Raw genomic sequence first — 25,812 nt, 5'->3', positions numbered from 1 at the left:
CCGCTATGAACGCCTTGGTAATTTTTCAGGTTGAAAAGCAATGACAGGCTCAGTGCTAAGCGCCTATCTGCTCACGAACAAGGTCGCCGTCAGAACAGCGATCAAAGTCAGCATTTCCGTATGGGGCGCGCTCGTGATTGCGCTTCTGATGAATTTCGAACATCCGGTGTGGGCAATGATCACCGGAATGATTTCTTTCTTCGCACCGGACCACGCACAGGTCGTCAAAAAATGTCTGTTTCAGTGCATCAGCACTATTCTCGGTGGATTGCTGGGACTACTCTTGATGGCGTTCACGGCACAAAGTCCTTTCATGTTGGCACTGCTTGTAGCGGCGGTTATTTTCGTCTCCGCGAGCCTGTCCTATCACACACGCGACGGCAACTTCACGTTCTGTTGTGCAATCTTCTCAGTGACCGTGGTCATCATGGTGATGATCCCCGGATTTATCGGTCCGACGAGCGAAGAGTTCATCGTCATCTTCATCGATCGTATTGGGGCGATCATCGCAGGGATCGCCTGGGCTGCGCTCGTCAGTGCCGCACTGTGGCCGGTGTACAGCACCGATATGCTGTACGGTACGAGCCGCAAGCTTGTCGATGCGTTGTTTCACCTGAATAGCGACTTCGCACTCGACGACGACGCACTGCGGTCGAAGCAGGCGGCTATTTATTCGACGCTTGTCGAGTGCGAGGACGCGGCGAACCACTGCAGTCTCGAAGGTCATTGGGGACAGCGGGCGGCAAAAATTGCGCGAGAAATGAACCGTGTGTCGGTCGAAATAGTCTCGGAATCGTACGCTTTGCACCAGCTTCAGCCGGACGAACAACACGCCGTCGCGGCGGAACTCCAGCGCCTGACCGAGGCTGCGGCATCGATGCCGCTCGATCGGGTGCGCCGGATGCCGCACGAGATGGATTCGCTCACGGAGTTTATCTGGGAGTTGAATGGCTCGATCGCAAAGGACCGGGAGATCGTCGAGTTCACCGGGCGGTCCTTGCTGCTCACGAAGTTGCACAACCTCGCGCTGCAGCTAAAGTCGCTCGCCGACCTGTATGGTAGCCTGCTTCGAGCAGAAAAAATCGACGTCGAGGGCACGAGGATCAAGCGGCACTTCCAGTTCCGTAACAGCGTTACGACCGGATTACGATCGTCCTTGCTGTTCGTGATTGTCTTTGGCCTGTGGTACGCGACCGGATGGGGTCAGGGATTTCTAATCGCGGTCGTGCCCGTCGTCTTCAGCATCATGCTCGGTAAGTTGCCTCACCCCGAAATCATTCTGAAGAAGATCGTCATTGGGACGGCCATAGGCATTCCTGTAGGTCTGGCAGTGTTCATTTTGCTGGCTCAGGCGCCGAGCGCGATTGAGCTGTTGATCCTGACGGCAGGCAGTGTGTTGTTCTTCGGATTGATGGGTCTGTCCAGTCTCATGTCGTTCCCCTATAGTCTCGGCTTCTGCCTGTCGTACATGATTCTCGTGCTTCCTTTGAACACGCCTGCGTTGGCCTTGAATGTGCCATTCGCTATCGAACGCTCGTTGTCGGTCGGCATCGGTTCCGCGATTCTGGCGCTCCTTTACGTCTTGCTGCCACGGCGGCCGTTGTTTAAAGAGGGGGCATCCGCCGCTTCGCTATTTGAAGCGGATCTACGCAATGTCATCCTGACGAATCGCCACGGCAACGGCGCTGCAAATGCGCTGAAGCACCGTGTCGGACTGGTCATCGACAAGCTGGTCGCCGCCAGCCATGAAGTGGAGCCCGACACCAGGGCGGCATTGGTGGATAAAGCTGGGCAATGCATTTTCTTGATGACGCAGGTCAGCAAAGTTGATGCCTACCTGGAAGGCATCGGGATGCCTGCCCGATCGGACGCACTGAGGCCGTGGAAGACCGAGCTTTATCGGAACTACCTTTTTGACGGCTGGCAAAACAAGCACCGACTTGTAGATGGCGTCGCTCCGATTCCTCTGCCGAACCGCGTTTCCACAAGCGACACAAAAATATCGCGTGATCACTACCTGCGCGAATGCGATTACTTGATCCGACGCGTATTCAAGTCGCTTCCGCTTCAGGAAACAATGCAATGAAACCTCGCCATATCGCTTCAATTCTGGCATGCAGCATGGTGTTATCTGGTTGCAGCCTGATACCCGAGTATCACCGTCCTACTGCGCCAGTTAGGCCGACATGGCCCACAGGTCCCGCGTATGCATCCGCGTCTGCGAACAGCGGAAAGATGGCGCCCGACATCGGCTGGAAAGAATTTTTCAAAGACCCGGGTCTGCGCAGCGTGATCGGAGTTGCACTCGAAAACAATCGCGATCTTCGCAAGGCCGCGTTAAACGTCGACGCGTACCGCGCGCTGCACCGTATCCAGAACGCGAAATTGCTGCCGAATGTCGGCGCGGGCGCATCGGCGAACATACAAAGACTGCCATCTGACGTATCGGCTTCGGGACTGCCAGGCATGGAGAACCAGTACGAAGTCGCGTTGGGAATGAGCTCCTATGAGGTCGACTTCTTCGGCAAGGTACGAAGCCTCTCGAAGCAGGCGCTGGAAACCTATCTCGCCAGCGACGAGGCGCAACGCAGCGAACGAATCGCCCTGGTGAGCGAGGTTGCGGATGCCTATTTAACCTGGCGGACAGATCAGAACCTCGCGAAGTTGACGGATGCAACCCTGGCGAGCAATCAAAAAAGTCTGGACCTGGTCGAACGCAATGAGCGAAAAGGTATTGCATCAGCGTTGGCGGTGCGGCAGGCTCGTGTGGCGGTTGACCGTGCGCGCACCCAGCAGGCTGCTGATATGCGTCAGGTCGCGCAGGATATCAATGCCCTTGAGTTGCTAGTCGGCGCGCCTTTACCGAACGATTTGCCTAAGGAAGATCCGCTCGACAATACGGTGATCTACAACCTTCCCGTGGGACTGTCTTCGGACGTTCTGTTGCGTCGCCCGGACATCCAGGCTGCTGAACATCAGCTTCTCTCGGCCAACGCGAATATCGGTGCCGCGCGTGCGGCATTCTTTCCAAGCATCACGTTGACAGCCTCGGCCGGCACAACGAGCGCCGGGCTCAAGGATCTGTTCACGCCGGGCCAGGGTATCTGGACATTCGCACCTCAGATCAACGTGCCGATTTTCAACGGCGGCAGCCTCAAGGCCAGTCTTGATTACTCGAAGATCCAGAAAGATATTGCGATTGTGCAATACGAGAAAAGCATTCAGGTCGCCTTCCGGGAAGTCGCGGATGGACTCGCCGCACGCTCTACCTATGTCGACCAGCTTCAGGCGCAGCGCGATCTGGTGCAAAACAACAAGGAGTACTTCGCCCTTGCGAACGAACGTTTTCGCCAGGGCATTTCCACCTATCTCACAGTACTCGATGCTCAGCGTGAGTTGCTGTCCTCACAGCAGCAACTTCTGAGCGATCACATGCTGCAATTAACTACAGAGATCAGTCTGTATAAGGCGCTCGGAGGCGGATTGTCGGAATGATATCTTTTCTTCTGAACAGGCTCCGCGGGTGAATCGGGTGGCGCCATTCGATGGATTAAAAGAAATATGGATATGCTTCAAGGTATGCGTGCATTTGTGCATGTTGCAGAAAATGAGAGCTTTACCGATGCGGCGCGCCGGATGCAGACTACAACCGCGCAGGTATCACGGGCCGTGACCGCGCTCGAGGATCACTTGTGCACCCGCCTTATAAATCGCACGACACGGCGTATGGCGCTGACGGCGGCAGGAGAGCGCTACCTGCGACGCTGTCAGCAAATACTGATGGAAATCGATCACGCAGAGGCGGAGGCGCGCAAGGCTCACACACACCCTTCGGGCGTGCTGCGGCTTCACGCGATGTCCAGTTTCGGACAGCATCACGTTGTACCGGCGATTGCGCGCTACTCGAAGTTGCATCCGGCTGTTTCCATCGATCTCACCTTTTCCCAAAGCGTTCCAGATCTTGTCGCCGAAGGCTTTGACGTTTCGCTGGTGCTCGCGCCGCAGATGCCGGATTCAGATCTTGTCGCGCGCCATCTGGGTAGCGTCTTTAGCGTCGCCTGCGCATCGCCGGACTACATTAGCGAATCCGGCGTGCCGCAGACACCGGCCGACCTCGGGACGCATACGTGCATTCAGCTACGCACCCCGGTGTTCCCCGCAGATCGATGGAAGTTTGAAGGTGCTGACGGCATCGAAGAGGTCCTTTTGGACCCATCAACACTCCGAGTCAATACAGCAGAAGCGCTTGATGTCGCTATCCAGTCTGGACTCGGTATCGGACTGCTGCCTTGCGCCACGGCTCTCGCAGGACTTCGCGCCGGAACCTTGGTGCGGATTCTGCCGACTTACACGCTACAGGAACTGAATCTCTACCTCCTTTATTCGTCCAGAAAGCATCTGGACGCAAAAATCCGAACATGGGTCGAGTTCCTTCTCGCGGAGATGCCCGGCGTGCTTGCAGCCGACGCGGAACTCATCGGGACTTCTCCTGCCCATATGCGGGACAATGCAGGTTGGGACGTGGTTTCGTCGGCATCAAGACTGTCCGTTCCGAAGGTGGCTGAAGTTTGGATCAACAGATGACATGAGGAGCGCGAATCGCACTCGTCACGTAGCCCTACGTCCGGATCACGCGTAGCTAGAACCGGATCGGAAATATTTGCATTCCCTGGCGCATGGCGGACAGCCGTCGGGTCGGCCTGTACGTTGTTGTGGGAAGGACACACAGAGTCCGTAATGGGAAAAAGTTCGAAAGAGGGCTCGCTGATAACCCGTGCTCGACTGCTGGATTCAGCAGAGATGCTCTTCGCGACAGAGGGCGTCGAGCATGTATCGTTATTGCGGATCGCCTGCCACGCGGGTTTGACGAGAGGTGCGCTTTACTGGCACTTTGACAATAAGAACGCACTGCTGGCAGCGATGTTTGAGAGGGGGTATGCGAGGATTGCTACCCGCATCGAGGCGTTTAGCGAGCGCATCAGTACGGGCGTTTTGCTTGAAGACGTCCAGGGATTCTGCCTGCAACTTGTCGAAGAGCCATTCGTCGATACACAGACCATGCGCTTTTTCGTGATTTTGCTCGCGCGCACCGAGATGACCGAGCAGAATGCCCTTGCGATCGGTTTTAGGCACGCCGTAGACTCCTTGATTTCGGTACTGAGAACAGCGCTAGATCGCGCGATCGGACATGGTGTATTGCCATCTACTCTCGACAGCCGGTGCTGTGCTCACTACATCCATGGTCAGATCGTTGGGGCGCTTATCCTGACGCTCGACACAGCACCCCGGACCTCGGCGCGCGCTGTTGCTCGCGCTACCGTGTCGGCCGCGTTGACGGCACTTACCTGTCCATCGGTCCTAGACGCCCTGAGTACCACGCGGAGCACTATTCGGTGAGCGTAATATATCAGAGGGCGTCATTCCATAGCGTGCGACGATCGTCCGGCAAAAATGTGCCTGACTCGAAAAGCCCCAACGGAACGCGATCTCTCCGATAGTTACTTTCCGTCCCGCATGAGTGACCAGGTCGCGGTATGCTCGCGCGGCTCGCTGCGCCCAGATATAGTCGGAAAGCGAAGTTCGCTCCGCAGCGAATAGACGATTGAGATGTCGCACTGAAACACCGACTTTGACCGCAACGTTCGTAGGCGTCAGTTGTGTGTCACTCAAATTCTGGGCGATATAGCCCTTCGCCTGCAGAACATAAAACACGGATGGCTCGAGTGCAGATGCTCCGTTCCTGCTCGATTTCACCATCGAGCGCAGCAGCATATGGGTGCGTGCCGGCAACGACTCCGCACTTTCGGCTGCCGGGTCCCGCAGATAGCTGGTCAGGACCCGCCGAAACTCGGCTCCCACAGCGATACCGACACCGGGCGTCGGCGCAATTTTGAGCGGTAACTCGTCAGCCCGGATGTCCCACTGTTCGGCCAGTTCGGTCACGGGAATATCCACGAGTAGCTCACGCATATCCGAGAGAAAGCCAAACGTAAAGGGACGACGTGTGTCGTAGATTATTGTGTCGCAGACGGTCAGAGACTGACTTTGGCCGCCCTGAATGAAGTATGCGTTTCCTTTAACCAGGTGACACGCAAAGATCGATTCCTTGGGAAACTCCTTCACGAGTCGCGGGTTCCGTTCGATCACATGATCGTTTCCTTCGATCTCGGCAACGCGCATGGTGTCCAGAGTACCGTTCGCCTGCCGCGCAGTCAGCCCTGACTCCGATAGCGAAGACGTGCGCAATCCGATCAGCGCCGCGGCGTTGTATTTATCCCAATATGCGAGCCTTTCTTCGATCGCCACGGGATCCGTCGATGCGTACGTGAGTAAAGGGGGATAAGTATTCACCGGTTTTGTCTCCAATTTTGCGGTCGCTTCTGCGGCGACCGTCGTCTGATTTCGGCTTTCTAGAAAGCTACCACTTATAGGGACGCCTGTCAGGCGTCGTCGAAATTGAGGTGATCTGGTGTCCCGCTCAGTCAAATCCCACGTCCTCAGGAATCAAACCGACCTCCGCCATTGACGATAAATTGTCTTCACGATTTCAAGGAGACGATGATGGTAGATAGAGCAAAGAATGAATTCTGGCGCGACCTCAGCCCGATCGCCAACCCGTTCAAACCGCACGCGTTGCCGGAGGCGTACATCGCCGGCGCGGCGTCGGAAGATGACCGGCTTTACGTGCCGTTCACCGAAACCGTGTCATCCCGTCCGTTGTGGATCTCGCCGAGCGAAAACAGGTGGTGCGACATCCTGATGGCGAAAGAAGCGGGCCTCGTCAATCGGCACTACCACCCGCATGAAGTTTTTGCATACACCATCTCCGGCAAATGGGGATACCTCGAACATGACTGGACCGCCACAAAAGGCGACTTCGTTTACGAGACGCCAGGCGAAGGCCACACACTCGTTGCCTTCGAACATGAGGAACCGATGCGGGTTTTCTTTATCGTGCACGGACCGCTGATCTGGTTAGACAAGGATGGCAAGTCCGACGGCTATTTCGATGTTCACGACTACATCGAGATGTGCGAGAAGCACTACGATGCGATGGGCTTCGGTGCTGACACGATCAAGGGCTTGTTACGCTAAAGGCGTCTGCAGAAGCCAGAGAATGCCCCTGCATAGGAGACAACAGCATGACATTCCTCAAAAACACCTGGTATGTCGCGGCGCTCGCCAGCGAAATCACCACCGCACCGATGGCTCGCACAATCTGCGGCGAATCGATCCTGATGCTTCGCAAGGAAGACGGCACTTGCGTCGCGGCGGGCAACCGGTGCCCGCATCGATTTGCGCCGCTGCATACAGGAACTGTCGTAGGCGACGGCATCATCCAATGTCCGTATCACGGCCTGCAGTTCGATGGCACATCGGGTCAGTGCGTCCACAATCCGCACGGCGACGGCAAAATTCCCCATGCCGCGCGAATCCCGACTTATTCCGCCGTTGAGCGCCACGGGTTGCTCTGGTTGTGGCTGGGCGATCCAGGCAGGGCTGACCCATCCGCCATTCCAGATTTTGGTTTCATGACGTCACCCTCGTTTCGCACTTTGTCCGGCTCCATTTATGTGCGCTCGCACTACGAGTTGATTGCTGACAATCTGATGGACCTCTCTCATGTCGAATATCTGCACGCAGGTGGCCTCGGCAGCGAAGCGATCAAGAAGGGGAAAACCGAAGTTACTCAGGACGGGGCTACAGTGCATTCGAACCGTTGGTGTCCGGACGGTATGGCGCCGCCCGTGTGGGACGCCATATTCGACAACTACGGAAAGCCCGTCGATCATTGGCTGAATATGCGCTGGGATGCGCCCGGGGTTCTGCGGCTCGATGTGGGCGTTGCGCCAGTCGGCGAGTCTCGTGAAAAAGGGGTGTGGGCGTATTTCAACCATTTTCTGACGCCTGAAACGCAGACGTCAACGCACTACTTCTGGTCGGTAAGCCGGCCGTTCAAGCTGGACGACGAGTCTGTCGACAGGAACATTGAGGAAGCCGTACACGTTGCATTCGTCGGAGAAGATGTACCGATCATCGAGCGAGTCGAGCTGATGATGGGCGGCAAGACTTTCGACCAGATGCGGCCTGTTTTATTGACCGCAGACGCCGGTGCTTTGCGGGCGAGGCGCGTGCTCAAGCAATTGATCAGTGACGAGCAGGAACCTCAGCCAGTCGTGGAGGCAGCAGCGGCATCATGACTACCGACAAGCTGCTCAACCTCATGGTTGCAAAACGCACGGATGAAACTGGGGACATTCTGTCCGTCGAGTTAGCCGATCCCGATGGCAACTGCCTCCCGCCTTTCGAGGCGGGCGCCCATATCGACATACATGTCGCTGAGGGCCTGGTTCGCCAGTACTCCATTTGCAACTCGCCATCAGACCGCTATCGATATCGCCTGGGGATTCTGCGTGCATCACAATCTCGCGGTGGGTCCTCCTCGCTACACGCAGCATTGAAGCCTGGCACACGGTTGGCCGTCGGCGCACCGCGCAGCGCCTTCCGGCTACGCGAAGGGTCAACATTCGGTGTGCTGGTCGGTGGCGGGATAGGCATCACGCCGTTGATGTCGATGGCCCATCGGCTGCACGAGCTTGGCACGCCTTTCGAGTTGCACTACTGCGTCAGATCGCAGGCGCAGGCCGCCTTTATCAGCGAGCTTGCTTCCTGCAAGTTCAAGTCGGCCGTGCAGTTCCACTTCGATGATGGTGACCCCAAGCAACGCTTCTCCCCAGCGGTTTTTGCGCAGCGAACGGCGGCGGATCTCTACCTCTGCGGGCCGGCCGGCTTTATGGAGTGGGTCACATCGTCGGCTGTTGCCGCGGGTCTGGCAACAGGACGAATCCACTCAGAGCGATTCTCGGCGGCACCGCTTGCGGGCGGATGCACCTTCACGGTCAAGGCGGCGCGAAGTGGCGTCACTGTGGACGTAACCGACAAGCAGACTATCGCCGACGCGCTGCACACGGTGGGCGTATCGGTCCAAATGTCTTGCGAACAAGGCGTTTGCGGGACCTGTCTGACCCGTGTTGTCGAAGGTGTCCCTGACCACCGCGATCTTTTTCAAAGCGAGGCTGAAAAGGCCGCTAACACTCATATCGCGCCGTGCTGTTCGCGCTCGCTATCTGGTGTGATCACACTCGATATCTGACGGATTCGCAATGGAGGTTGCGCGGCATCAGACAAAGCCTACCGCGCAGCACCCGCTCTTCGCGTGGTGACATCGGGTTGACCATGATTCAACGGGTTACGCCAGTTCGAACGGTCCGACTTGCCACGCAATCGGGTTTGACCGCAAGGACGACAAAAGAAGGCTCAGTGCGTCGCGGAATTCGGACGGGCGAAAACAGGTGTGCAGCAGATCCAAGTCTGTTTCTTTCGTTTCAACGTTCTCGTCCCCGCTCATGGGGATCATGCGTGTACCCAAAAGCCGCTCTGCCAGCCGGCCCAGCTGTGCATGTCGATCAGGGGAAACGGTCTCGTTAAGTACGCCTGCCAGCCTGCAGCATGACGCGTAGGCTTCCATGCGAAACGAAGCGGTTCCGCGCTGAGTTGGCGTGCTTTCGTTAGGTACGACCCGGTCGTTTGCGGCCGCCGCCACCATGCGCTCGGTTGCGCGGGCAATTTCTGCCAGCCCCCCCGCATGTCCGGTCTTGACCACGATCTGAAAGGCCCGTGTATAAAGGACATCGCCGAGCAGGACGCCCGCGGCCGTTCCGAGCGTCAACAATGGATTTGCTGGTGTACCGGCCGTTGCGTCGGATAGCTGCGCATGTGCCCCGAGCGACAACACCATCAACTCCATCGCTGCGGCAAACGCATAAAGGCACCCCTCCCTACCGTCCTGGACGCCGATCGCACGTGCGCAAAGCATCAGCACGCTGCTCGCGAGCAACCTTTCGTTTGCGATTGCACCGTCGATGAACGGGCGTGCAAAGGCAAGGTGACTGCTTTGTTTGTCGCCGACTTGGTTGAGAATGGCGGTGAGATCGGTGGAAATTGGGGCTTGGAAGTCGTACAAAACATCGTGTCTCATCGTGTGACTAATGGCGGTGCGATCTGTTGTCCAGCGTTGACCAGTATTTTGCCAAGCATCCCTTTGAACAGATCGATCTCTTCAACCGTGAAGCTTAGCAGGAGACCCTTCAGCGTCTCCGTAAATATGGCGGGAATCTGCGCAGCGGCGCGCTCGCCTTCCGCACTCGGCCAAAGGAGAAGTACGCGCCGGTCCGTTGGAATACGGCGGCGCACAACGAGTCCTACCTTTCCTAACCGGTCAACCAGCCGCGTTACTGCACTGGCGTCTATGCCGAGCTCGCGTGCAAGTTCTGCCGCAGAGCATTCACGAGCAATAGCAATGGCTAGCAAGATGGCGGCTTGCGATGTTGTCAGACCAAGCGTGGAAAGCGTGCGTTGCGTGGCGGCATCCCACAACACAGCACGCGCACGGCAAATTAAATTGCACAAATGTATCTTTTCGTCGGCGACGAGAGAAGGATAGGCGCTCATCGCGTCTGCTGAACATTGACCGTTAAACACTGGGGAAGAATCGCAAAGGTAACTTGCCGCACAGCGCGGAACAGTGTGCCGTGCGTTGAGGCATATTTTCTATCGGCACCAAATGGTAGGTGCAGCGCAAGTGCAACAGCTAAAGGCTGTTGTGACGCAGTCATTGGAAGGGAAACGAGCGCATTAGATTCGCTTTGCTCCTGGAAGCAATGTTACGCCACTCCTTGCGTCGGAACTGTTGCAAATCCAGCAAATTATCTTTCAAGAATCGCTGATCTCCTGCTCGGAGTCTTGTGGTTGGCCTGCCGGAAGAACGCTTTGAATCGACCCAGCAAAAATATTTCTATAGTTCTGGCAAAGGTGCATTGAAAGAAATGCGATTTCATCTGAGCACCAACAATCCTAAACTCGCTACGGCCCAACACAATGCGTTGGCAATCCAACCAGGAAGGGAAGTGCTTCGTATGAAATTGCCCGTCATATCCATCGCTATTGCAGTCATTCTGGTTGCGCCAACGACCTCCTTCGCGCAGTCCGCCGAACCAGACATGCTCACAAATTTTGAAAGCGAATCCGTCGACTCCCTAACGGTACGTCAGGGCCAACTGGAACAAACTTCCTACCCAGACAGATCAAAGGCAACCGATAGGTCCATAGCGCGGAGCGGCGCAAGCGAGCAAAGCGCGTCACCCTCGGACCTGCGAGTCAGCTCGTACTCGCCGCCTGTCCACATTGCAAGATGATATGGCGTGTCAACTTGCGGGACGGCAGACGAAACAGAGGCATATCCGGATGCAAAGGTCGCGGCGATGAATGCCAGCCTTCCTTGGCGATAGTTTGGGAGTTCAGTTTGCTGCTCGAGATGCACGGGATCTCATTCTGCGACTACTCGCTTGATCCGCATGCCGCACGCGCTTCTGTCCTCGTCAGTCAACTGCACGGCAGCATTTCGAATGACGGATTGTCGGTTCGTAGGTCAACTGGTGTGCACGAAAAATCACCTGGCGCGGCGCGCGTCGCAGAGCGACTGCTTATCACGGTCCATAACATATAGGCACAGTTCCATAGCGATACACGATTTATGTAATGTTGAGTACCGTCCAGCTTTTTTTTGCGAATTCAGTCGGTTTTCGCCAGCACACTTTCGTGTGCCGAATAGGTCGCCATTAACCAGGAAGATGGACGGCTCAAAATGTCGCGTTGACGAAAGAGGAAAGTCGTGCCTTGACGCGCAAAAAGCTGTTGGCAGCTGCGGCCGAGGTCTTCGCCCGAGAAGGATTCGGCGGTACGTCAATCGACCGCATCGTTGATGACGCCGGTTTCACTAAGGGTGCGTTCTCTTCTAATTTGTCATCGAAGGAAGACATTTTCCTTCAGCTGGTCGAGGGTCCTGCGCTCCATGCCCAGCACGATCCTGAAGAAAAGCCGATGAATTTCGATGAACCCGAGGCAATTGTCGAGGCCATCTGCGAATGGGCGACGCTTAATTCGCGCGAAGTTGACCGGCGATCGTTGATCCTGGACCTTTGTACGGCATGCTCAACGAGACGCGGTTCTCACGAAGCGACACACTGAGCTGTCCACTGCGAACTCGATAGAAGTAGGGTCGCTCGTCACGAAAAATTTTCCGGACGACAAAGCGCCGGCAACGCCACTAGAAATGGGCGCGATGGTTAGGGCGCTGACGTCTGGAGCCGCCACGCATTTCCACGGCGGACCTACGACTGGCGACTTAATACGCCTCGCCTTGCGTGGTCCGATGGCATCAGCGCGAGAAAGCGAGAAAATGCAGACTGACTCTTCAAAGCATCCAGGGCGTGCATCGCAGCGAAACCGGTGACGCCGGGCACCCAGTGTTGTTAGTTCTGAGGGCCTTGCCGGGAAGCCGCGGGCGACATCTTCCGGGCAATGTTTGAAAACCAGGACGTGGATACATTGCAATTAGACGCGCACGTCGTTGAGAGCAGAAGCTTCACCGGGACCGCGTGCATGATCCTGCACGCAGCTAGGATGACGCTCTCGTCGAGGTCGCTGCCTCTTGCGAATGCGCTAGTACGCCCGCTGAATGCCGCCGTCGTCGGCTTTACGCGATATTGCAGGCTCAGGAACGAGTATCTTCAAACGTCCGCAAAGGCCGATGACGAAGCATTCATCTTCGACAATCGGATGGCTGGTTGCGAGGCGAAGCCGACGCCTGAACGTCTGATCGACGACGCATGTGAACGGCGGGTTGTGGCCGAACCGGGTCCGATGCGAACCGAGATCGATCACCGATCGCAACGGGGGATGCGAAAGGCGGAGACCGACCCATGTGCTCGACACTGTGGGCGAGGCACCTAACACTGCCTGGCTGCGGTATCATCGCGACCCATGCTCAAGGGCTCCTGGATGCAGCCACCAATGTCCTACCAGAACTATCAAGCGATCCTCGAACAGATCCATCGCGACATCGAGCCGTGGCGCACCGCGGGCCGCGCCGCAGACTACATTCCCGAACTCGCGAATGTGCCCGCCAACAGCTTCGGCATGGCCGTTGTCACGACCTCGGGGGACGTGTATCGCGTGGGACAAGCCGATACGCGCTTTTCAATTCAGAGCATCTCCAAGCTGTTCGCGTGCACGATGGCATTCAGGCTGCTGGGCGATGCGTTGTGGCAGCGCGTGGGCCGTGAGCCGTCGGGTACGGCCTTCAATTCGCTCGTGCAACTCGAGGCCGAGAAGGGCAAGCCGCGCAACCCGTTCATCAACGCAGGCGCGCTGGTCGTCACCGATGTGCTGTGCCGCCGCTTCGTCAACGCGGAGACAGCGCTCGTCGAATTCATGCGGCGGTTGACGGGTGAATCGACCATCGACTATGACATGCGCGTGGCTCAGTCCGAATTGCAGCACGCACACCGCAATCGCGCGATGGCCCATTTCATGGCGAGCTTCGGCAACCTGGAGATGCCGCCCGAGGCTGTCGTCGATGCGTATTGCCGTCAATGCGCGATATCGATGAACTGCGTCGAACTGGCGAAGGCCGCGCTCTTTCTCGCCAACGGCGGCGTCGCGCCGATCTCTGGCGAACGTATCCTCGACGCGAGTTCGGCCAAACGCCTGTCCGCTCTTATGCTGACATGCGGCACGTACGACGCGGCCGGTGACTTCGTGTATCGCGTCGGCTTGCCAGCGAAAAGCGGCGTGGGCGGCGGCATCGTCGCGGTGCTGCCGGGGGAAATGGCCGTCTGCGTCTGGTCGCCCGGACTCGACGCGAACGGCAACTCACTTGCGGGCGTTCAGGCGCTTGAACGGTTGACCACGCTTACCGGGCGGTCGATTTTTTGAAAACACCGGAGTCCAGGTCATTCGGCAAGCGTCGACTCACACTGAGCGAGCGCCAAGTGAAAGGCTGGGACCGACCCGTTTCCGTCAGTCAGGTCATTGCATTAGTTGTGGCCGTTCTCGAATTACCAACGGTCACTTGCCCGTCGTGCGCACTGCGCATCGGCAGGCGCCGCAAACAGCGTCCCGACTGTCGGAGGAAAGCCTCTGCAAACGAGCGGGCCGGCTGCAGCCGGCCCAAGGCGGTGGTGCTATCGGCTTGCAACGGCCTGAGGATCGGCGGGTTGCCACCCTCCGCCGAGTGCCTTGAATGCAGCGACCGCTGCGCGGGCGGATTCCGTTTGCGCCTGCACCCGCTCGTCGGATGCGCGCAGCAAGTTTTGATCGGCCTGCAGGACTTCGATCAGGCTGACGACACCTTTCTGGTAGGCCGCAAACGAGGCGGCTCGCGCCCGGCCTAGCGAATTCACACCCTGCGCGAGAACGGCAGCCTGCTCCTCGCGCTTCACGAGCGTAGAGAAAGAATTCTCGACGTCCTCCGTTGCGTGCAGTGCGGCAAGCCGGTACGCGGCGAGCATCTCGGCATCCTGGCTTTTGGCCTCATTGATCTGCGCATTGATGCGGCCGAAATCGAACAGACGCCAGCGCAACCCCAGCACGCCAGCGCCCTGACTGGCACCGCTGCTGAACAGGTTGCCGCTGGCCACTGAGGTGGCGCTCCCAATCAGTCCACTGAGTGACAGCTTGGGGTAATACTCAGCGACTGCCACGCCAATACGCGCGTTGGATGCAGCAAGGCGACGCTCAGCCACGATCAGATCGGGCCGACGCCTGAGCAACTCGCGAGGCGAGCCGGCGCCCGCAATTCGCGGGGCGGCTGGGATACCAGCACCCTCGAACAGTTCCGCCCGATGTGTGCCGGGCTGTGCGCCCAGCATCACGTCCAGCGCGTTCATCGCCGCATCCAGGCCGGCCTCCAGGACCGGGATGGATGCCTGCACCTGCGCCAGCGCGCCTTCAGCCTGGCTCACCTGAAGATCGGCCGCCAGGCCTTTCCCATACAAAAGCTTGATGGTCGAGAGCAGATCCTGCTGCGTCTGAAACTGCTTGCGGGCCACCTGCAAACGAGCCTGCAATCCACGAATGGTGATGTAGATGTCGGCCGTCTGTGCTGCCACAGCCAGGCGCGTGGCCACCTCGCCGGCCTCTGAAGCCTGATAATCGGCGACTGCCGCTTCCCGCTCGCGACGCAGGCCACCAAACACATCCAGTTCCCAGCTCGCGTTGAAATTGGCCTCGTAGTCGTTGCCGTAGCGATCGAAACCAGGCGTTGAGTTCAGGACGCGTCCCAGCGGAGTTTCAACCGACTGGTAGACCCGGGCCATCTGGCCACTGACATTGCCAGAAGGAAGCAGCGCGGCGTTCGCCGCGCCGAGTCCCGCACGCGCCTGCACGACGCGAGCGGACGCCTGCGCGAGGTCGAGGTTCTGATCAAGCGCAAGCGCGATGAATCGCGTCAGTTGCGGATCGCCGAAACCCGTCCACCACGTGACCAGGTCTGCGCTCGCCGCCGCCTCCCGGTGATCTACCGCGGCCTGGCCATGGAAATGGTCCGGCATTGCCACGTCGGGCCGGACGTAATCGGGGCCCACAGCGCAGGCTCCAGAGAGGCTGGCGACAATGACCGCAACAAGGAGGTGTTTGGGTAGCATGAGCGTCTTCACAAGGTTCCTGATGTGACCATAATACCAAATGGTCACTGGTTGTCCATTCCTGTATGCTATGGCCATGAAAAACACCACCACTCCCTCCGTCCCCGTGCGCGGCCCGGTTGACCACGAGGTGCGGGACCAGATCGTTGCCGCCGCCACGGAGCACTTCAGCCGGTATGGCTACGAGAAAACGACGGTCTCCGACCTTGCCAAGGCGATCGGGTTTTCCAAGGCCTACATCTACAAATTCTTCGAATCCAAGCAGGCCATTGGCGAAATGATCTGCGTCAATTGCCTGCGGGAAATCGAAGGCGAGGTCCGGACAGCCGTCGCAGAGACCGATCTGCCGCCGGAGAAGCTGCGACGAATGTTCAAGGTCTTTACCGAAGCGAGCCTCAAGCTGTTCTTCCGGGACCGCAAGCTATACGACATTGCCGCATCAGCCGCCACGGAAAACTGGCAGGCGGTGCAAGCCTATGAAGCACGCGTGCAGAAGCTGCTCCAGGAAGTCCTGCAGGCGGGCAGGCAAAGCGGCGACTTCGAGCGCAAGACGCCGCTGGATGAAACTGCAATGGCGATCTACCTGGTGCTGCGCCCCTATCTCAATCCGCTACTCCTGCAATACAACCGCGACACCACCGACGTCGCACCTGCACAGCTATCCAGCCTGGTACTCCGAAGTCTGTCGCCCTGATGCGCCTCGCTAGTGACGCTTGACTGAAATAGTCACTAGAACCATAATGAAAGTCGTCATCACTTTATCGATGGGACTTTCATGTTCTCGCCACATCCGCACTCGCCTGTGCGCTAGCGCTTGCGCTAGCGGCCTGTGGCGAAAAAGCACCGCCCGATCCGCGCACCGAGGTCCCGCTGGTGCGCACGGCCATCGTTCACAGCGCCGTCCCCGCAGCCCGTTCGTTTACGGGGACTGTCGCGGCTCGCGTGCAGAGCGACCTGGGTTTTCGTGTTTCCGGCAAGGTGCTGGAACGGCTTGTGGATACCGGCCAAACCGTCAAACGCGGCCAGCTGCTGATGCGCCTCGATCCCATCGATCTCAAGCTTGCCGCGCAGGCCCGGCAGGAGGCGGTCACCGCCGCGCGGGCGCGGGCGCAGCAGACCGCGCAGGATGAGGAGCGCTATCGCGACCTGCGCGGCACGGGTGCGATCTCGGTTTCGGCCTACGACCAGGCCAAGGCGGCCGCCGATGCCGCCAGGGCGCAGCTCAGCGCGGCCCAGGCCGACGCCGACGTGGCGCGCAATGCGACGGACTACGCCAATCTGGCCGCGGACGGCGATGGCGTCGTGATGGAAACGCTGGCCGAACCGGGCCAGGTTGTCAGCGCCGGACAGCCCGTAGTGCGCCTGGCCCATGCCGGGCGCCGCGAGGCCGTGATCCAGCTACCGGAAACTCTGCGCCCCGCCATCGGTTCGGTCGCCCATGCGACCCTGTTCGGCAACAGCGGCGTCAGCGTGCCGGCCACGCTACGCCAGCTCTCGGATACGGCGGATCCGCGTACCCGCACCTTCGAAGCTCGTTATGTGTTGCAGGACGCGCTGGCCGGCGCGCCGCTAGGTGCAACCATCACGATCGAGATACCGGACGCACGCGTGGCGCTCCAGGGCGGCATGCAGGTGCCGATTGGCGCCGTGCTCGACGCGGGCAAAGGGCCCGGCGTGTGGGTCGTCGACGGCAAGCCGACCAGGGTTGCATGGCAGCCGGTGACGGTTCTTCACCTGGACGACGGCAGCGCGCGCGTGTCCGGTACGTTGAAGCAAGGCGATCGCGTCATTGCGCTCGGTGCCCAGTTGCTGCACGAAGGCGAACAGGTCCGCGTGTCCGGCGAGGCCGTCGCAATGGCGAACGAAGGAGCACGTCCGTGAGCGAAGGCCGATTCAATCTGTCGGCGCTCGCGGTGCGTGAGCGCTCCATCACCTTGTTCCTGATCTGCCTGATCTCGCTGGCCGGGCTCCTGTCCTTCTTCAAGCTGGGGCGCGCCGAAGATCCAGCGTTCACAATCAAGGTGATGACCATCGTCACCGTATGGCCGGGGGCCACTGCGCAGGAAATGCACGATCAGGTCGCAGAGAAGATCGAAAAGCGCATGCAGGAGCTGCGCTGGTACGACCGGACCGAAACTTACACACGACCTGGCCTGGCCTTCACGACGCTAACATTGCTCGACAGCACACCACCGTCGGAAGTGCAGGAGCAGTTCTACCAGGCCCGGAAAAAAATCGGCGACGAAGCAGCCAACCTTCCGGCTGGCGTGATCGGGCCGATGGTCAATGACGAATATGCTGACGTCACGTTTGCGCTCTTCGCACTGAAAGCCCGGGGCGAACCGCAACGGCTGCTCGTGCGGGATGCCGAGACGCTGCGTCAACGGCTGCTGCATGTGCCGGGCGTGAAGAAGGTCAATATCATCGGCGAGCAGGCCGAGCGCATCTACGTCCAGTTCTCGCATGACCGGCTCGCAACGCTCGGTGTCAGCCCGCAGGACGTATTCGCCGCGCTCAATGGCCAAAACGCCCTGACGCCAGCCGGCTCCGTGGAGACCAAAGGTCCGGAGGTGTTCATTCGCCTGGACGGCGCCTTCGACAATCTGCAGAAGATCCGCGACACGCCAGTCGTCGTGCAAGGTCGCACGCTGAAACTGTCGGACATTGCCACCGTCGAGCGCGGTTATGAAGATCCGGCGACATTCATGATCCGCAACAACGGCGAGCCCGCGCTGCTGCTGGGCATCGTGATGCGCGACGGCTGGAACGGGCTCGATCTCGGCAACGCACTGGACAGCGAGGTCGGCACAATCAACGCCGGGCTGCCGCTCGGCATGAGCCTGACAAAGGTCACCGACCAGGCCGTCAACATTCATTCGGCGGTCGACGAGTTCATGCTCAAGTTTTTTGTCGCCCTGCTGGTGGTCATGTTCGTGAGCTTCGTGAGCATGGGCTGGCGCGCAGGCCTGGTGGTTGCCGCCGCTGTCCCGTTGACGCTGGCCATCGTATTCGTGGTGATGGCCGCGACAGGCAAGAACTTCGATCGCATCACGCTGGGATCCCTGATCCTTGCGCTGGGCCTGCTGGTGGACGACGCGATCATCGCCATTGAAATGATGGTGGTGAAAATGGAGGAAGGCTACAGCCGTGTGGCCGCCTCTGCCTATGCCTGGAGCCATACTGCCGCACCCATGCTCGCGGGCACGCTGGTGACGGCCGTGGGCTTCATGCCCAACGGCTTCGCGCGGTCCACCGCGGGCGAATACACCAGCAACATGTTCTGGATTGTCGGCATTGCACTGATCGCATCCTGGGTCGTTGCCGTGTTCTTCACGCCCTACCTCGGCGTGAAGATGCTGCCCGACTTCAAAAAGGTCGAAGGCGGGCATGAGGCGATCTATGACACGCCGCGCTACAACCGCTTCCGTCAGCTGCTCACGCGCGTGATCGTGCGCAAATGGCTGGTCGCCGGTTCGGTCGTTGGCCTCTTTGCCATCGCCATCCTCGGTATGGGCGTGGTCAAGAAGCAGTTCTTCCCGATCTCCGACCGTCCCGAAGTGCTGGTCGAAGTGCAGATGCCCTATGGCACATCGATTTCACAGACCAGCGCCGCCACGCAAAAGGTGGAGGCATGGTTGTCTGAACAGAAGGACGCCAGGATCGTCACCGCGTACGTCGGACAAGGTGCACCGCGCTTCTTCCTGGCGATGGGGCCGGAACTGCCCGATCCGTCGTTCGCGAAGATTGTGATCCGCACGGACAGTCAGGAGGAACGCGATGCATTGAAGGCGCGACTGCGGCGAGCTATCGCCGACGGTCTTGTGCCCGAAGCGCGCGTACGCGTCACGCAACTCGTGTTCGGGCCATACTCGCCATTCCCGGTCGCCTATCGCGTCACCGGTCCGGACCCGGACAAACTGCGTGGAATCGCGGCTCAAGTCCAGCAGGTGATGGAGGCCAGTCCGATGATGCGCACGGTCAACACCGACTGGGGCACGCGCTCGCCGACACTGCACTTCGCCTTGCAGCAGGATCGCTTGCAGGCGGTGGGACTGACGTCCAGCGCCGTCGCGCAACAGTTGCAGTTCCTGCTCACCGGCGTGCCTGTCACCGCCGTACGTGAAGATATCCGTACCGTGCAGGTGGTCGCGCGTTCGGCCGGCGATGTGCGTCTCGACCCTGCCCGGCTCGGCGACTTCACGCTAGCCGGCGCCAACGGGCAGCGCATTCCGCTGTCGCAGGTCGGCAAGGTCGACGTGCGACTGGAGGAGCCGATCATGCGCTGGCGCGACCGCGTGCCGACGATCACGGTACGCGGCGACATTGCCGACAACCTGCAGCCGCCAGATGTATCAACGGCAATCACCAGGCAGCTTCAGCCGATCATCGCGAAGCTGCCCAGTGGCTATCGCATCGAGCAGGCGGGCTCCATCGAGGAATCGGCCAAGGCGACGACCGCCATGTTGCCGCTGTTCCCGATCATGCTGGCGATCACGCTGGTCATCATCATTCTCCAGGTTCGGTCGATCTCCGCAATGGTGATGGTGTTCCTCACCAGCCCGCTTGGCCTGATCGGCGTGGTGCCGACGCTGATCCTGTTCAGGCAGCCGTTTGGCATCAATGCGCTGGTCGGCCTCATCGCGCTTTCGGGGATCCTGATGCGCAACACGCTGATCCTGATCGGGCAGATTCACCAGAACGAACAGGCCGGGCTGGATCCATTCGATGCAGTCGTCGAGGCCACTGTGCAACGGGCGCGCCCGGTGATCCTCACGGCTATGGCGGCGATCCTGGCCTTCATACCGCTGACGCATTCGGTGTTCTGGGGAACCCTCGCCTACACGCTGATCGGCGGTACATTGGCCGGAACAGTGCTGACTCTGGTGTTCCTGCCGGCCATGTATTCGATCTGGTTCAGGATCCGGCCCGGCAGCGCCGCGGGTTCACACAAGAGCCTGGGCCACCACTCATCGCATCCCGAACTCATGACGCAGGATGCGCTCGACGCGCGTTGAAACACGATCAATTCACCAAACGGAGCTGTTCATGTCGAATTCCACGGTCGTTATTGTGACCGGCGTGTCATCGGGTATCGGACGCGCCACCGCCGAGAAGTTCGCGAGGCGAGGTTGCCGCGTGTTTGGCACAGTGCGCGGCATCGCAAAAGCGGTGCCTATCTCCGGAGTCGGGCTCATCGAGATGGATGTTCGCGACGATGCTTCGGTCCAGGCTGGAATCCAGTCCGTCATCGAACGCACCGGGCGAATTGACGTACTTGTCAATAATGCGGGAGCGAGCCTGATGGGTGCCGTGGAGGAAACGTCGACTGCCGAGGCCTTGTCGCTGTTCGATACCAACGTCTTCAGCATTCTGCGCACGACGCAGGCAGTACTTCCCCATATGCGTGCACAACGCGGCGGAAGGATCGTCAATGTCAGTTCCGTGCTCGGGTTCCTGCCAGCCCCCTATATGGGACTCTATTCGGCGTCCAAGCATGCCGTTGAAGGGCTGACCGAGACCCTGGACCATGAGGTGCGCCAGTTCGGCATCCGGTTAACGCTGGTCGAACCATCCTTTACCAGGACCAATCTGGACATCAACGCCCCTCTGGCAAGCTCGAAAATCGCCGACTATGATCGCGAGCGTGCCCTTGCATCGAGCGCAGTCGTCAACAGTGTCAAAGGTGCCCCCGCGCCCGACGGCGTGGCGAAGACAATCGTTGAAGCGGCGCTCGGCGCCTGGCGTATGCGTCGCACACCGGCCGGCGAAGCTTCCCTGTTGCGCAAATTGCGGCGCTTCATGCCCTCCGGCCCGGTGGATGCAAGCTTGAGGAAAACATTCGGGCTCGCGTGAAGTCCTCTCTCCCGCCGCAACGTACATCACGTTCGCGGGCCCGCCCCGCGCCGACGGTGGTTAGTTTCAGGCGTCCATGGTCATGACAACTTCGGCGCCTTGCCACGACCCGTCTGCGGCAGCACGGAACTCTTTGCAACCCACTCCCCACGCATCCGGAACCGCAGATATGGAAAGTCAGAATCGCGAGTCGTCGATGCCCGCGATCGGAGAGATCTCCGCGCTCGCGCTCAACCACTTTTTCGCCCAGCGCGCAATGCGAGCTTTCTGGGCTCATTTCGACGAAGCACTGCGGCATACGGAGGTGACCGAAGGCCGAAAAGCTGTGGCTTCAGCAATGATCCCCTGGATGCGTGCCTATGAGGATACCTTCGCGTTTGTGAGACTGATTGATCTCGATTCAATGCGCGATCTTTTCCACGCGATTCGGGATATGAAAAGGCTCGATGACCTGAACGACGCCAGCGGCGTTTCTGCTCGCCCGGAAGCTCGACTGCTGCTGTGCAATGACGCGTGGCCGTCCGTCGTCTCAGCGAGATGAAAGGACCGCCGTCCAAACCGGGGGCGCAGCGGTATCTTTGAGATGCAGCTTCATCAGGTTGAACTGGCCTTTGCGAATGCGATGCATGAGCTCGAAGCCGGAAATGGTTGTTGCCGCAGTCCTGAAGCCTTTAAAGCCGAGCATCACGTTCACCCGTGCTTTGAGGTTGCGATGATCCTGTTCGATCAGGTTATTCAAGTACTTCGACGATCGCAACGTTGTGCTTTCGGGCAGCAATCTATCGATCTTCATTTCGCGCACTGCGCGGTGAGACGCTGCGTAGCCGTCCAACCTGATTGACCTGGGTGCGAGCCCTTGACTCCTGATCGCTTTCTCGAAGAAGGCCTTGGCAGCAGCAACATCGCGCCTGGCGCTGAGCCGGAAGTCAATCGTCTTGCCAGCCCGGTCAACTGCTCGGTAAAGATAAACCCACTTGCCACGAATCTTCACGTAAGTTTCGTCGACTCGCCACGACCTGCAGGCTGCCGTAGCAAAGCGGTTCCAGCGCTTAACGAACTCCGGCGTGAACCGCTTCTCCCCAGCTTACTCATCTGTTTGCCCTGCGTGCGCCAAAACCCTGAGCCCAACCCATCGGCCTTCATATTTGCACCAGAGCCGCGCCGAGCAGGCCGACGCCTGTCCATCGAGCCACCATGAATCACGCCCGACAATCTGGTTCAGCTCGCGCAACTACGCGCCGCCCCTCGGCTGATCCTCGACTGTCGGTGGCGAAGGAACACACACAGCCCTCATTCGTAAATCAGCCTCTTGACCAATACTTCGCTTTACGAATGGATGGCGAATTTAATTCGTATATTTGCGAATTGAAAGATTTGCTTCGCTTTACGGCTCGCGGGCAGAAATGGGGAGATGGACTTCAAGGCGTTAGCATCCAATAAGGCCATCGTTAACAGTAGGTGGCTTTATTGGATGCTAGCGCCGTTCGCGATGCCGTTATTCAGATCCGGCGACGCTCCGGAACGATCAACCGCACGAGAAGCTGGCCGCCGAATTCGCGTCACCTCCTTTGTATCGCGCGACCTTGGGATAGGGGCACAGCGGCCGTGTACGTCCCGCGCCCCACTCCGCGGGCACTTCGCTGTTCGGAATCGCGTTGCCGGCGTCGCGTGCGGTTGCGATAATGCTGTCGGGCGCTTTGCCCTGTTCGACCCAGGCGACCAACGGCGTGAGCATGTCGAACTGGTCCGCAGTCGGCCCGCCCGAACAATGGTTCATGCCCGCCACCGTGTAAAGACGCGCGAAGTTGCTCGCATCGCCGCCGTTCGCCGTCATGAGACGCTGATACCAGTCGGTCGTATCGTTCGATGAAAACACCGGGTCGCTCGTGCCGTGATACACCATCAGCTTGGCGCCGCGCCGCTTCAACGCGCTCAGATCGGTCTCATCCGGCGGCGTCATGAACGACCACGACGCCTCGGTGTAGACGCCGCTCGTTGCAAAGATCTTTGGCGCATCGTTGTCCATGCTGAAGTTCAACGCATATGACGTCAACTGCGTAAGCAGCGAAGCGCTTTGCGGCGGCGTCGTGAACGTGAAGGCAGCGGCGGCGGGATCCAGCGTGATGGAATTGGTTTGCTTCCACAATGACCAGTTCGCGCCATTGATACCCGCATCGTACGGAAAGCTCGCGTACAGTGCCGTTCCCGCGCTGTTGCGCGCGCCGGAGAAGACGTTGCCGATTGCGTCCTTCTGCGCAGTCGTCAAGCACGAGCCATCGCGTACATTCCCCGAGCAGGTCGGCACGTCGTTGGCGAGGCTAAAGTTCGCCTGGCATGCCTTGATGTCTTGCACCATGCCGTCGGCCACGCCATCGAGCGAGTCGCACTTCGCAATGATTCGCGCCGCAACCAGCTGGCGCTCCGCTGCGGTAAAGCCCGTCTTGATGTCGGGAAGGCCGCTCGTGGTATTCGCCGTTGCCACCTTGGCGAGTTGCTGTGCGCTCCACATCTCGCTGATCGCCGCTTTCGGCAGATGAAAGCCCGGATCGCCCGCGATGATGCCGTCATACTCCGCCGACGAGCGCGCCGCCGCCACCATCGCATGCCGGCCGCCGTTCGAGCAGCCGTCGAAATAGCTCCGGTCGGGGCCCTTGCCATAGGCGGTCCTGATGACCTGCTTCGCCATCGGCGTGAGCGTCGCGACCGCGTTATACCCGTAGTCGATACGGGCCTGAGGATCGAGTCCGAACAGCGGGTTTTGCGACGACGAGTGGCCGGCGTCCGAGCTGATGACGGCGTAGCCCATGTTGAGCGCATCGTTGAGCGGACCACCGCCGCCGATCTCACCGGTCGCGGTCAGCACGTTTCCATCGAGGCCACCATTCGCCTGATAGAAGAAGCGTCCGTTCCACGCGACCGGCAGGCGCATCTCGAAGCCGATCGCGTAGGTTTTGCCGTCGACGGAACTCACTCGTTGATTCATTTTCCCTTCGATCACGCAATGTTCCGCGATCGGCTTGCCGGCTACCGTCAGCGTACCCGCCGGCACGTCCTGCACCGACGTGAACGTCGTGTTCGCAAACGAGAGCTTCGCGGCAAGCGCGGTACAGGTGCCGGAGAGATTCGCGGGCGTGGCCGCACTGAGCTGCGGCAGGGATGACGATGTGTCGTTCGGTCCGCCACCGCACGCGGCGAGCGTCAGCGAACCCAGTATTGCAATTGCGGTTCTGTTCATCTCATGTCTCCTAGAACATGTGCCGTACGCCGACCATCGCACCCGTCTGGCCCATGCCCGCGGCCGGCGTCGTGCCACCACCGCCGCCGCTGACCGAATAGCGTGCTTTCGCGCTGTTGGCGAGATAGGAGCCCTGCGCGTAGACGGCTGTGCGCTTGCTGAGCAGATAGGTGGTGCGCAGCGTGCCCATCGTGGCGCGTGTGTCGTGGTCGCTGTTGACGATGTGGAACACTTCGCCATCTACGAGAAACGCCGGTGTGACGGCATACGAAGCGCCGACGAAGAACAGATTCGAGCGCACGTTCGGCACAGCGGGAGAATCGGTGACGACGCGCCGACCGACCCAGCCGAGACCGATCTTCGCGCCGGCGTACTGCGCGTAGGCGCTCACGTGAGCGCGCGCGTCTTTGTCGGCGGCATTGATGAGCGTGGTGGGCGCAACGCCGTCGAAGAAGTTCGCCGCGGCGGTGGCGCCGCCACGCTCTTCTTCGTACGACGCCGCCACGCCGAAGTACTGCGCATCGTATTTGAGCATCACGGACCAGTCGCGGCATTCGGTGGCGTGCCCCGCCACCGAGCCGGTACAGGTGCCTTGTCCGGGCGAGTTGTTGCCGGCGTCACGTCCGAATGAATAACCGGCGCCGAGGGTGACGCCCTTGTATACGCCGATGTAGGTGACCGAGTTGTCCGCGCGGGCGTTGGGGACGTAGGCGTCCAGCGAACCGAGGCCATAAATATCCGGGCCGATGATGTCCGCGCCCATCAACGCAAGGTACGTCATCGTGTACTGGCGGCCGAACGCGACGGTTCCATACGGGCTCTTCACGCCCACAAAGGCTTGTCGGCCGAACAGGCGGCCACCCTGGCCGAGCGTTCCGTCGCGCACGTTAAAGCCGTTCTCGACGGTGAAGACGGCGCTATAGCCGCCACCCAGGTCTTCCAAGCCGCGCAGGCCCCAGCGCGAGGGCAACTCGCCCGTCACCGCGGGCATGCGAAACAGGTGGTCGCCCGCCGCATTGGCGTGCGAAACGTATTCGATACCGGTATCGACGATTCCGTAGAACGTGACGCTCGATTGCGCGGCGGCCACGGTGCTCGTTGCGCAGAGGGCGCCGCTCAGGAGAAGGCGTGTTGATGCTCGCATGATTGAAGTCTCCAAACCGTTATGTGTTTTTTTGA

Annotated in this window: 20 protein-coding genes and 1 pseudogene; 14 read left to right on the top strand and 7 right to left on the bottom strand. The window is 59.6% G+C overall.

All coding sequences use genetic code 11. From position 1 onward, the window contains the following. Positions 1 to 40 precede the first annotated feature (40 nt). From P0D68_RS22670 to P0D68_RS22655, 4 genes are all read left to right on the top strand, one after another. Positions 41 to 2,086 carry an FUSC family protein gene (locus tag P0D68_RS22670; protein WP_091808486.1) on the top strand — a complete coding sequence of 682 codons (2,046 nt, stop codon included), beginning with the start codon at positions 41 to 43 and terminating at the stop codon, positions 2,084 to 2,086. Further along, complete coding sequence (locus P0D68_RS22665) at positions 2,083 to 3,495, top strand: efflux transporter outer membrane subunit (RefSeq protein ID WP_091808484.1); 1,413 nt, start codon at positions 2,083 to 2,085, stop codon at positions 3,493 to 3,495. Before P0D68_RS22670 ends, P0D68_RS22665 begins: the two co-directional genes overlap by 4 nt. Positions 3,496 to 3,561: 66 nt before the next feature. After that, positions 3,562 to 4,584, top strand: coding sequence for a LysR family transcriptional regulator (locus P0D68_RS22660; RefSeq protein ID WP_091808482.1), 1,023 nt, complete (start codon positions 3,562 to 3,564; stop codon positions 4,582 to 4,584). Between the two features lie 153 nt (positions 4,585 to 4,737). Beyond that, a complete protein-coding gene (locus P0D68_RS22655; RefSeq protein ID WP_091808481.1) occupies positions 4,738 to 5,397 on the top strand; it encodes a TetR family transcriptional regulator in 660 nt (219 codons plus the stop codon). Here the strand turns inward: P0D68_RS22655 and P0D68_RS22650 are convergent. Then, entirely contained in the window at positions 5,359 to 6,306 is a 948-nt protein-coding gene (locus tag P0D68_RS22650) for a helix-turn-helix domain-containing protein (protein WP_408468753.1), read from the bottom strand. The two genes, P0D68_RS22655 and P0D68_RS22650, sit on opposite strands and share 39 nt — an antisense overlap. A gap of 255 nt (positions 6,307 to 6,561) precedes the next feature. On the opposite strand from P0D68_RS22650, the gene P0D68_RS22645 reads away from it, so the two are divergent. The 3 genes from P0D68_RS22645 to P0D68_RS22635 are packed head-to-tail and all read left to right on the top strand — an operon-like array spanning position 6,562 to position 9,154. After that, positions 6,562 to 7,095, top strand: coding sequence for a 2,4'-dihydroxyacetophenone dioxygenase family protein (locus P0D68_RS22645; RefSeq protein WP_091808477.1), 534 nt, complete (start codon positions 6,562 to 6,564; stop codon positions 7,093 to 7,095). 47 nt (positions 7,096 to 7,142) lie between these two features. After that, complete coding sequence (locus P0D68_RS22640; protein WP_408302345.1) at positions 7,143 to 8,201, top strand: aromatic ring-hydroxylating oxygenase subunit alpha; 1,059 nt, start codon at positions 7,143 to 7,145, stop codon at positions 8,199 to 8,201. Then, the gene (locus P0D68_RS22635) at positions 8,198 to 9,154 is read left to right on the top strand and encodes a PDR/VanB family oxidoreductase (protein WP_408302347.1); all 957 of its coding nucleotides are present in this window, start codon (positions 8,198 to 8,200) and stop codon (positions 9,152 to 9,154) included. The genes P0D68_RS22640 and P0D68_RS22635 overlap by 4 nt, the downstream gene beginning before the upstream one ends. Before the next feature lie 96 nt (positions 9,155 to 9,250). Here the strand turns inward: P0D68_RS22635 and P0D68_RS22630 are convergent, their stop codons facing one another. Together P0D68_RS22630 and P0D68_RS22625 are read right to left on the bottom strand one after the other, a co-directional pair. Continuing rightward, positions 9,251 to 10,024 (bottom strand): hypothetical protein, encoded by a 774-nt coding sequence (locus tag P0D68_RS22630; RefSeq protein ID WP_408302349.1) that lies wholly within the window; start codon positions 10,022 to 10,024, stop codon positions 9,251 to 9,253. Positions 10,025 to 10,035: 11 nt separating this feature from the next. Further along, positions 10,036 to 10,512 (bottom strand): MarR family winged helix-turn-helix transcriptional regulator, encoded by a 477-nt coding sequence (locus tag P0D68_RS22625; protein WP_408302351.1) that lies wholly within the window; start codon positions 10,510 to 10,512, stop codon positions 10,036 to 10,038. 1,224 nt (positions 10,513 to 11,736) lie between these two features. Here P0D68_RS22625 and P0D68_RS22620 point away from each other — a divergent pair. Together P0D68_RS22620 and P0D68_RS22615 are read left to right on the top strand one after the other, a co-directional pair. Beyond that, the gene (locus tag P0D68_RS22620) at positions 11,737 to 12,087 is read left to right on the top strand and encodes a TetR/AcrR family transcriptional regulator (protein WP_408302353.1); all 351 of its coding nucleotides are present in this window, start codon (positions 11,737 to 11,739) and stop codon (positions 12,085 to 12,087) included. Between the two features lie 825 nt (positions 12,088 to 12,912). Further along, positions 12,913 to 13,836 carry a glutaminase gene (locus P0D68_RS22615; RefSeq protein ID WP_408186733.1) on the top strand — a complete coding sequence of 308 codons (924 nt, stop codon included), beginning with the start codon at positions 12,913 to 12,915 and terminating at the stop codon, positions 13,834 to 13,836. A 248-nt stretch (positions 13,837 to 14,084) separates the two neighbouring features. Here the strand turns inward: P0D68_RS22615 and P0D68_RS22610 are convergent, their stop codons facing one another. After that, positions 14,085 to 15,545: an efflux transporter outer membrane subunit gene (locus tag P0D68_RS22610; RefSeq protein ID WP_408302408.1), complete on the bottom strand. Its 1,461-nt coding sequence runs from the start codon at positions 15,543 to 15,545 to the stop codon at positions 14,085 to 14,087. Between the two features lie 76 nt (positions 15,546 to 15,621). Between P0D68_RS22610 and P0D68_RS22605 the strand changes: the two genes are divergently transcribed. The 5 genes from P0D68_RS22605 (at position 15,622) to P0D68_RS22585 (ending at position 21,939) form a co-directional block, all read left to right on the top strand. Next, positions 15,622 to 16,239: a TetR/AcrR family transcriptional regulator gene (locus P0D68_RS22605; protein WP_408302355.1), complete on the top strand. Its 618-nt coding sequence runs from the start codon at positions 15,622 to 15,624 to the stop codon at positions 16,237 to 16,239. A 179-nt stretch (positions 16,240 to 16,418) separates the two neighbouring features. Further along, a complete protein-coding gene (locus P0D68_RS22600) occupies positions 16,419 to 17,426 on the top strand; it encodes an efflux RND transporter periplasmic adaptor subunit (protein WP_408468752.1) in 1,008 nt (335 codons plus the stop codon). After that, positions 17,423 to 20,560 carry an efflux RND transporter permease subunit gene (locus tag P0D68_RS22595; protein WP_408302359.1) on the top strand — a complete coding sequence of 1,046 codons (3,138 nt, stop codon included), beginning with the start codon at positions 17,423 to 17,425 and terminating at the stop codon, positions 20,558 to 20,560. The genes P0D68_RS22600 and P0D68_RS22595 overlap by 4 nt, the downstream gene beginning before the upstream one ends. A 31-nt stretch (positions 20,561 to 20,591) precedes the next feature. Then, on the top strand, positions 20,592 to 21,398 hold the full coding sequence (locus P0D68_RS22590) for an oxidoreductase (protein WP_408302361.1): 807 nt from the start codon (positions 20,592 to 20,594) through the stop codon (positions 21,396 to 21,398). Positions 21,399 to 21,567: 169 nt separating this feature from the next. Then, on the top strand, positions 21,568 to 21,939 hold the full coding sequence (locus tag P0D68_RS22585; RefSeq protein ID WP_408302363.1) for a hypothetical protein: 372 nt from the start codon (positions 21,568 to 21,570) through the stop codon (positions 21,937 to 21,939). Here P0D68_RS22585 and P0D68_RS22580 read toward each other — a convergent pair. From P0D68_RS22580 to P0D68_RS22570, 3 genes and pseudogenes are all read right to left on the bottom strand, one after another. Beyond that, a pseudogene (locus tag P0D68_RS22580) lies at positions 21,928 to 22,416 on the bottom strand (IS6 family transposase); the annotation flags it as partial. The gene P0D68_RS22585 and the pseudogene P0D68_RS22580 sit on opposite strands and share 12 nt — an antisense overlap. A gap of 507 nt (positions 22,417 to 22,923) precedes the next feature. Beyond that, the gene (locus P0D68_RS22575; protein WP_408302365.1) at positions 22,924 to 24,633 is read right to left on the bottom strand and encodes a tannase/feruloyl esterase family alpha/beta hydrolase; all 1,710 of its coding nucleotides are present in this window, start codon (positions 24,631 to 24,633) and stop codon (positions 22,924 to 22,926) included. Positions 24,634 to 24,643: 10 nt separating this feature from the next. After that, a complete protein-coding gene (locus P0D68_RS22570) occupies positions 24,644 to 25,777 on the bottom strand; it encodes a porin (RefSeq protein WP_408302367.1) in 1,134 nt (377 codons plus the stop codon). Between the last annotated feature and the right edge of the window lie 35 nt (positions 25,778 to 25,812).

Origin of the sequence: Paraburkholderia sp. RL17-380-BIE-A, assembly GCF_046028085.1 — a bacterium.
GTDB lineage: Bacteria > Pseudomonadota > Gammaproteobacteria > Burkholderiales > Burkholderiaceae > Paraburkholderia.
Note: the sequence above shows the minus strand (reverse complement) of the source record. Positions and strands in the feature narration are given on the sequence as shown.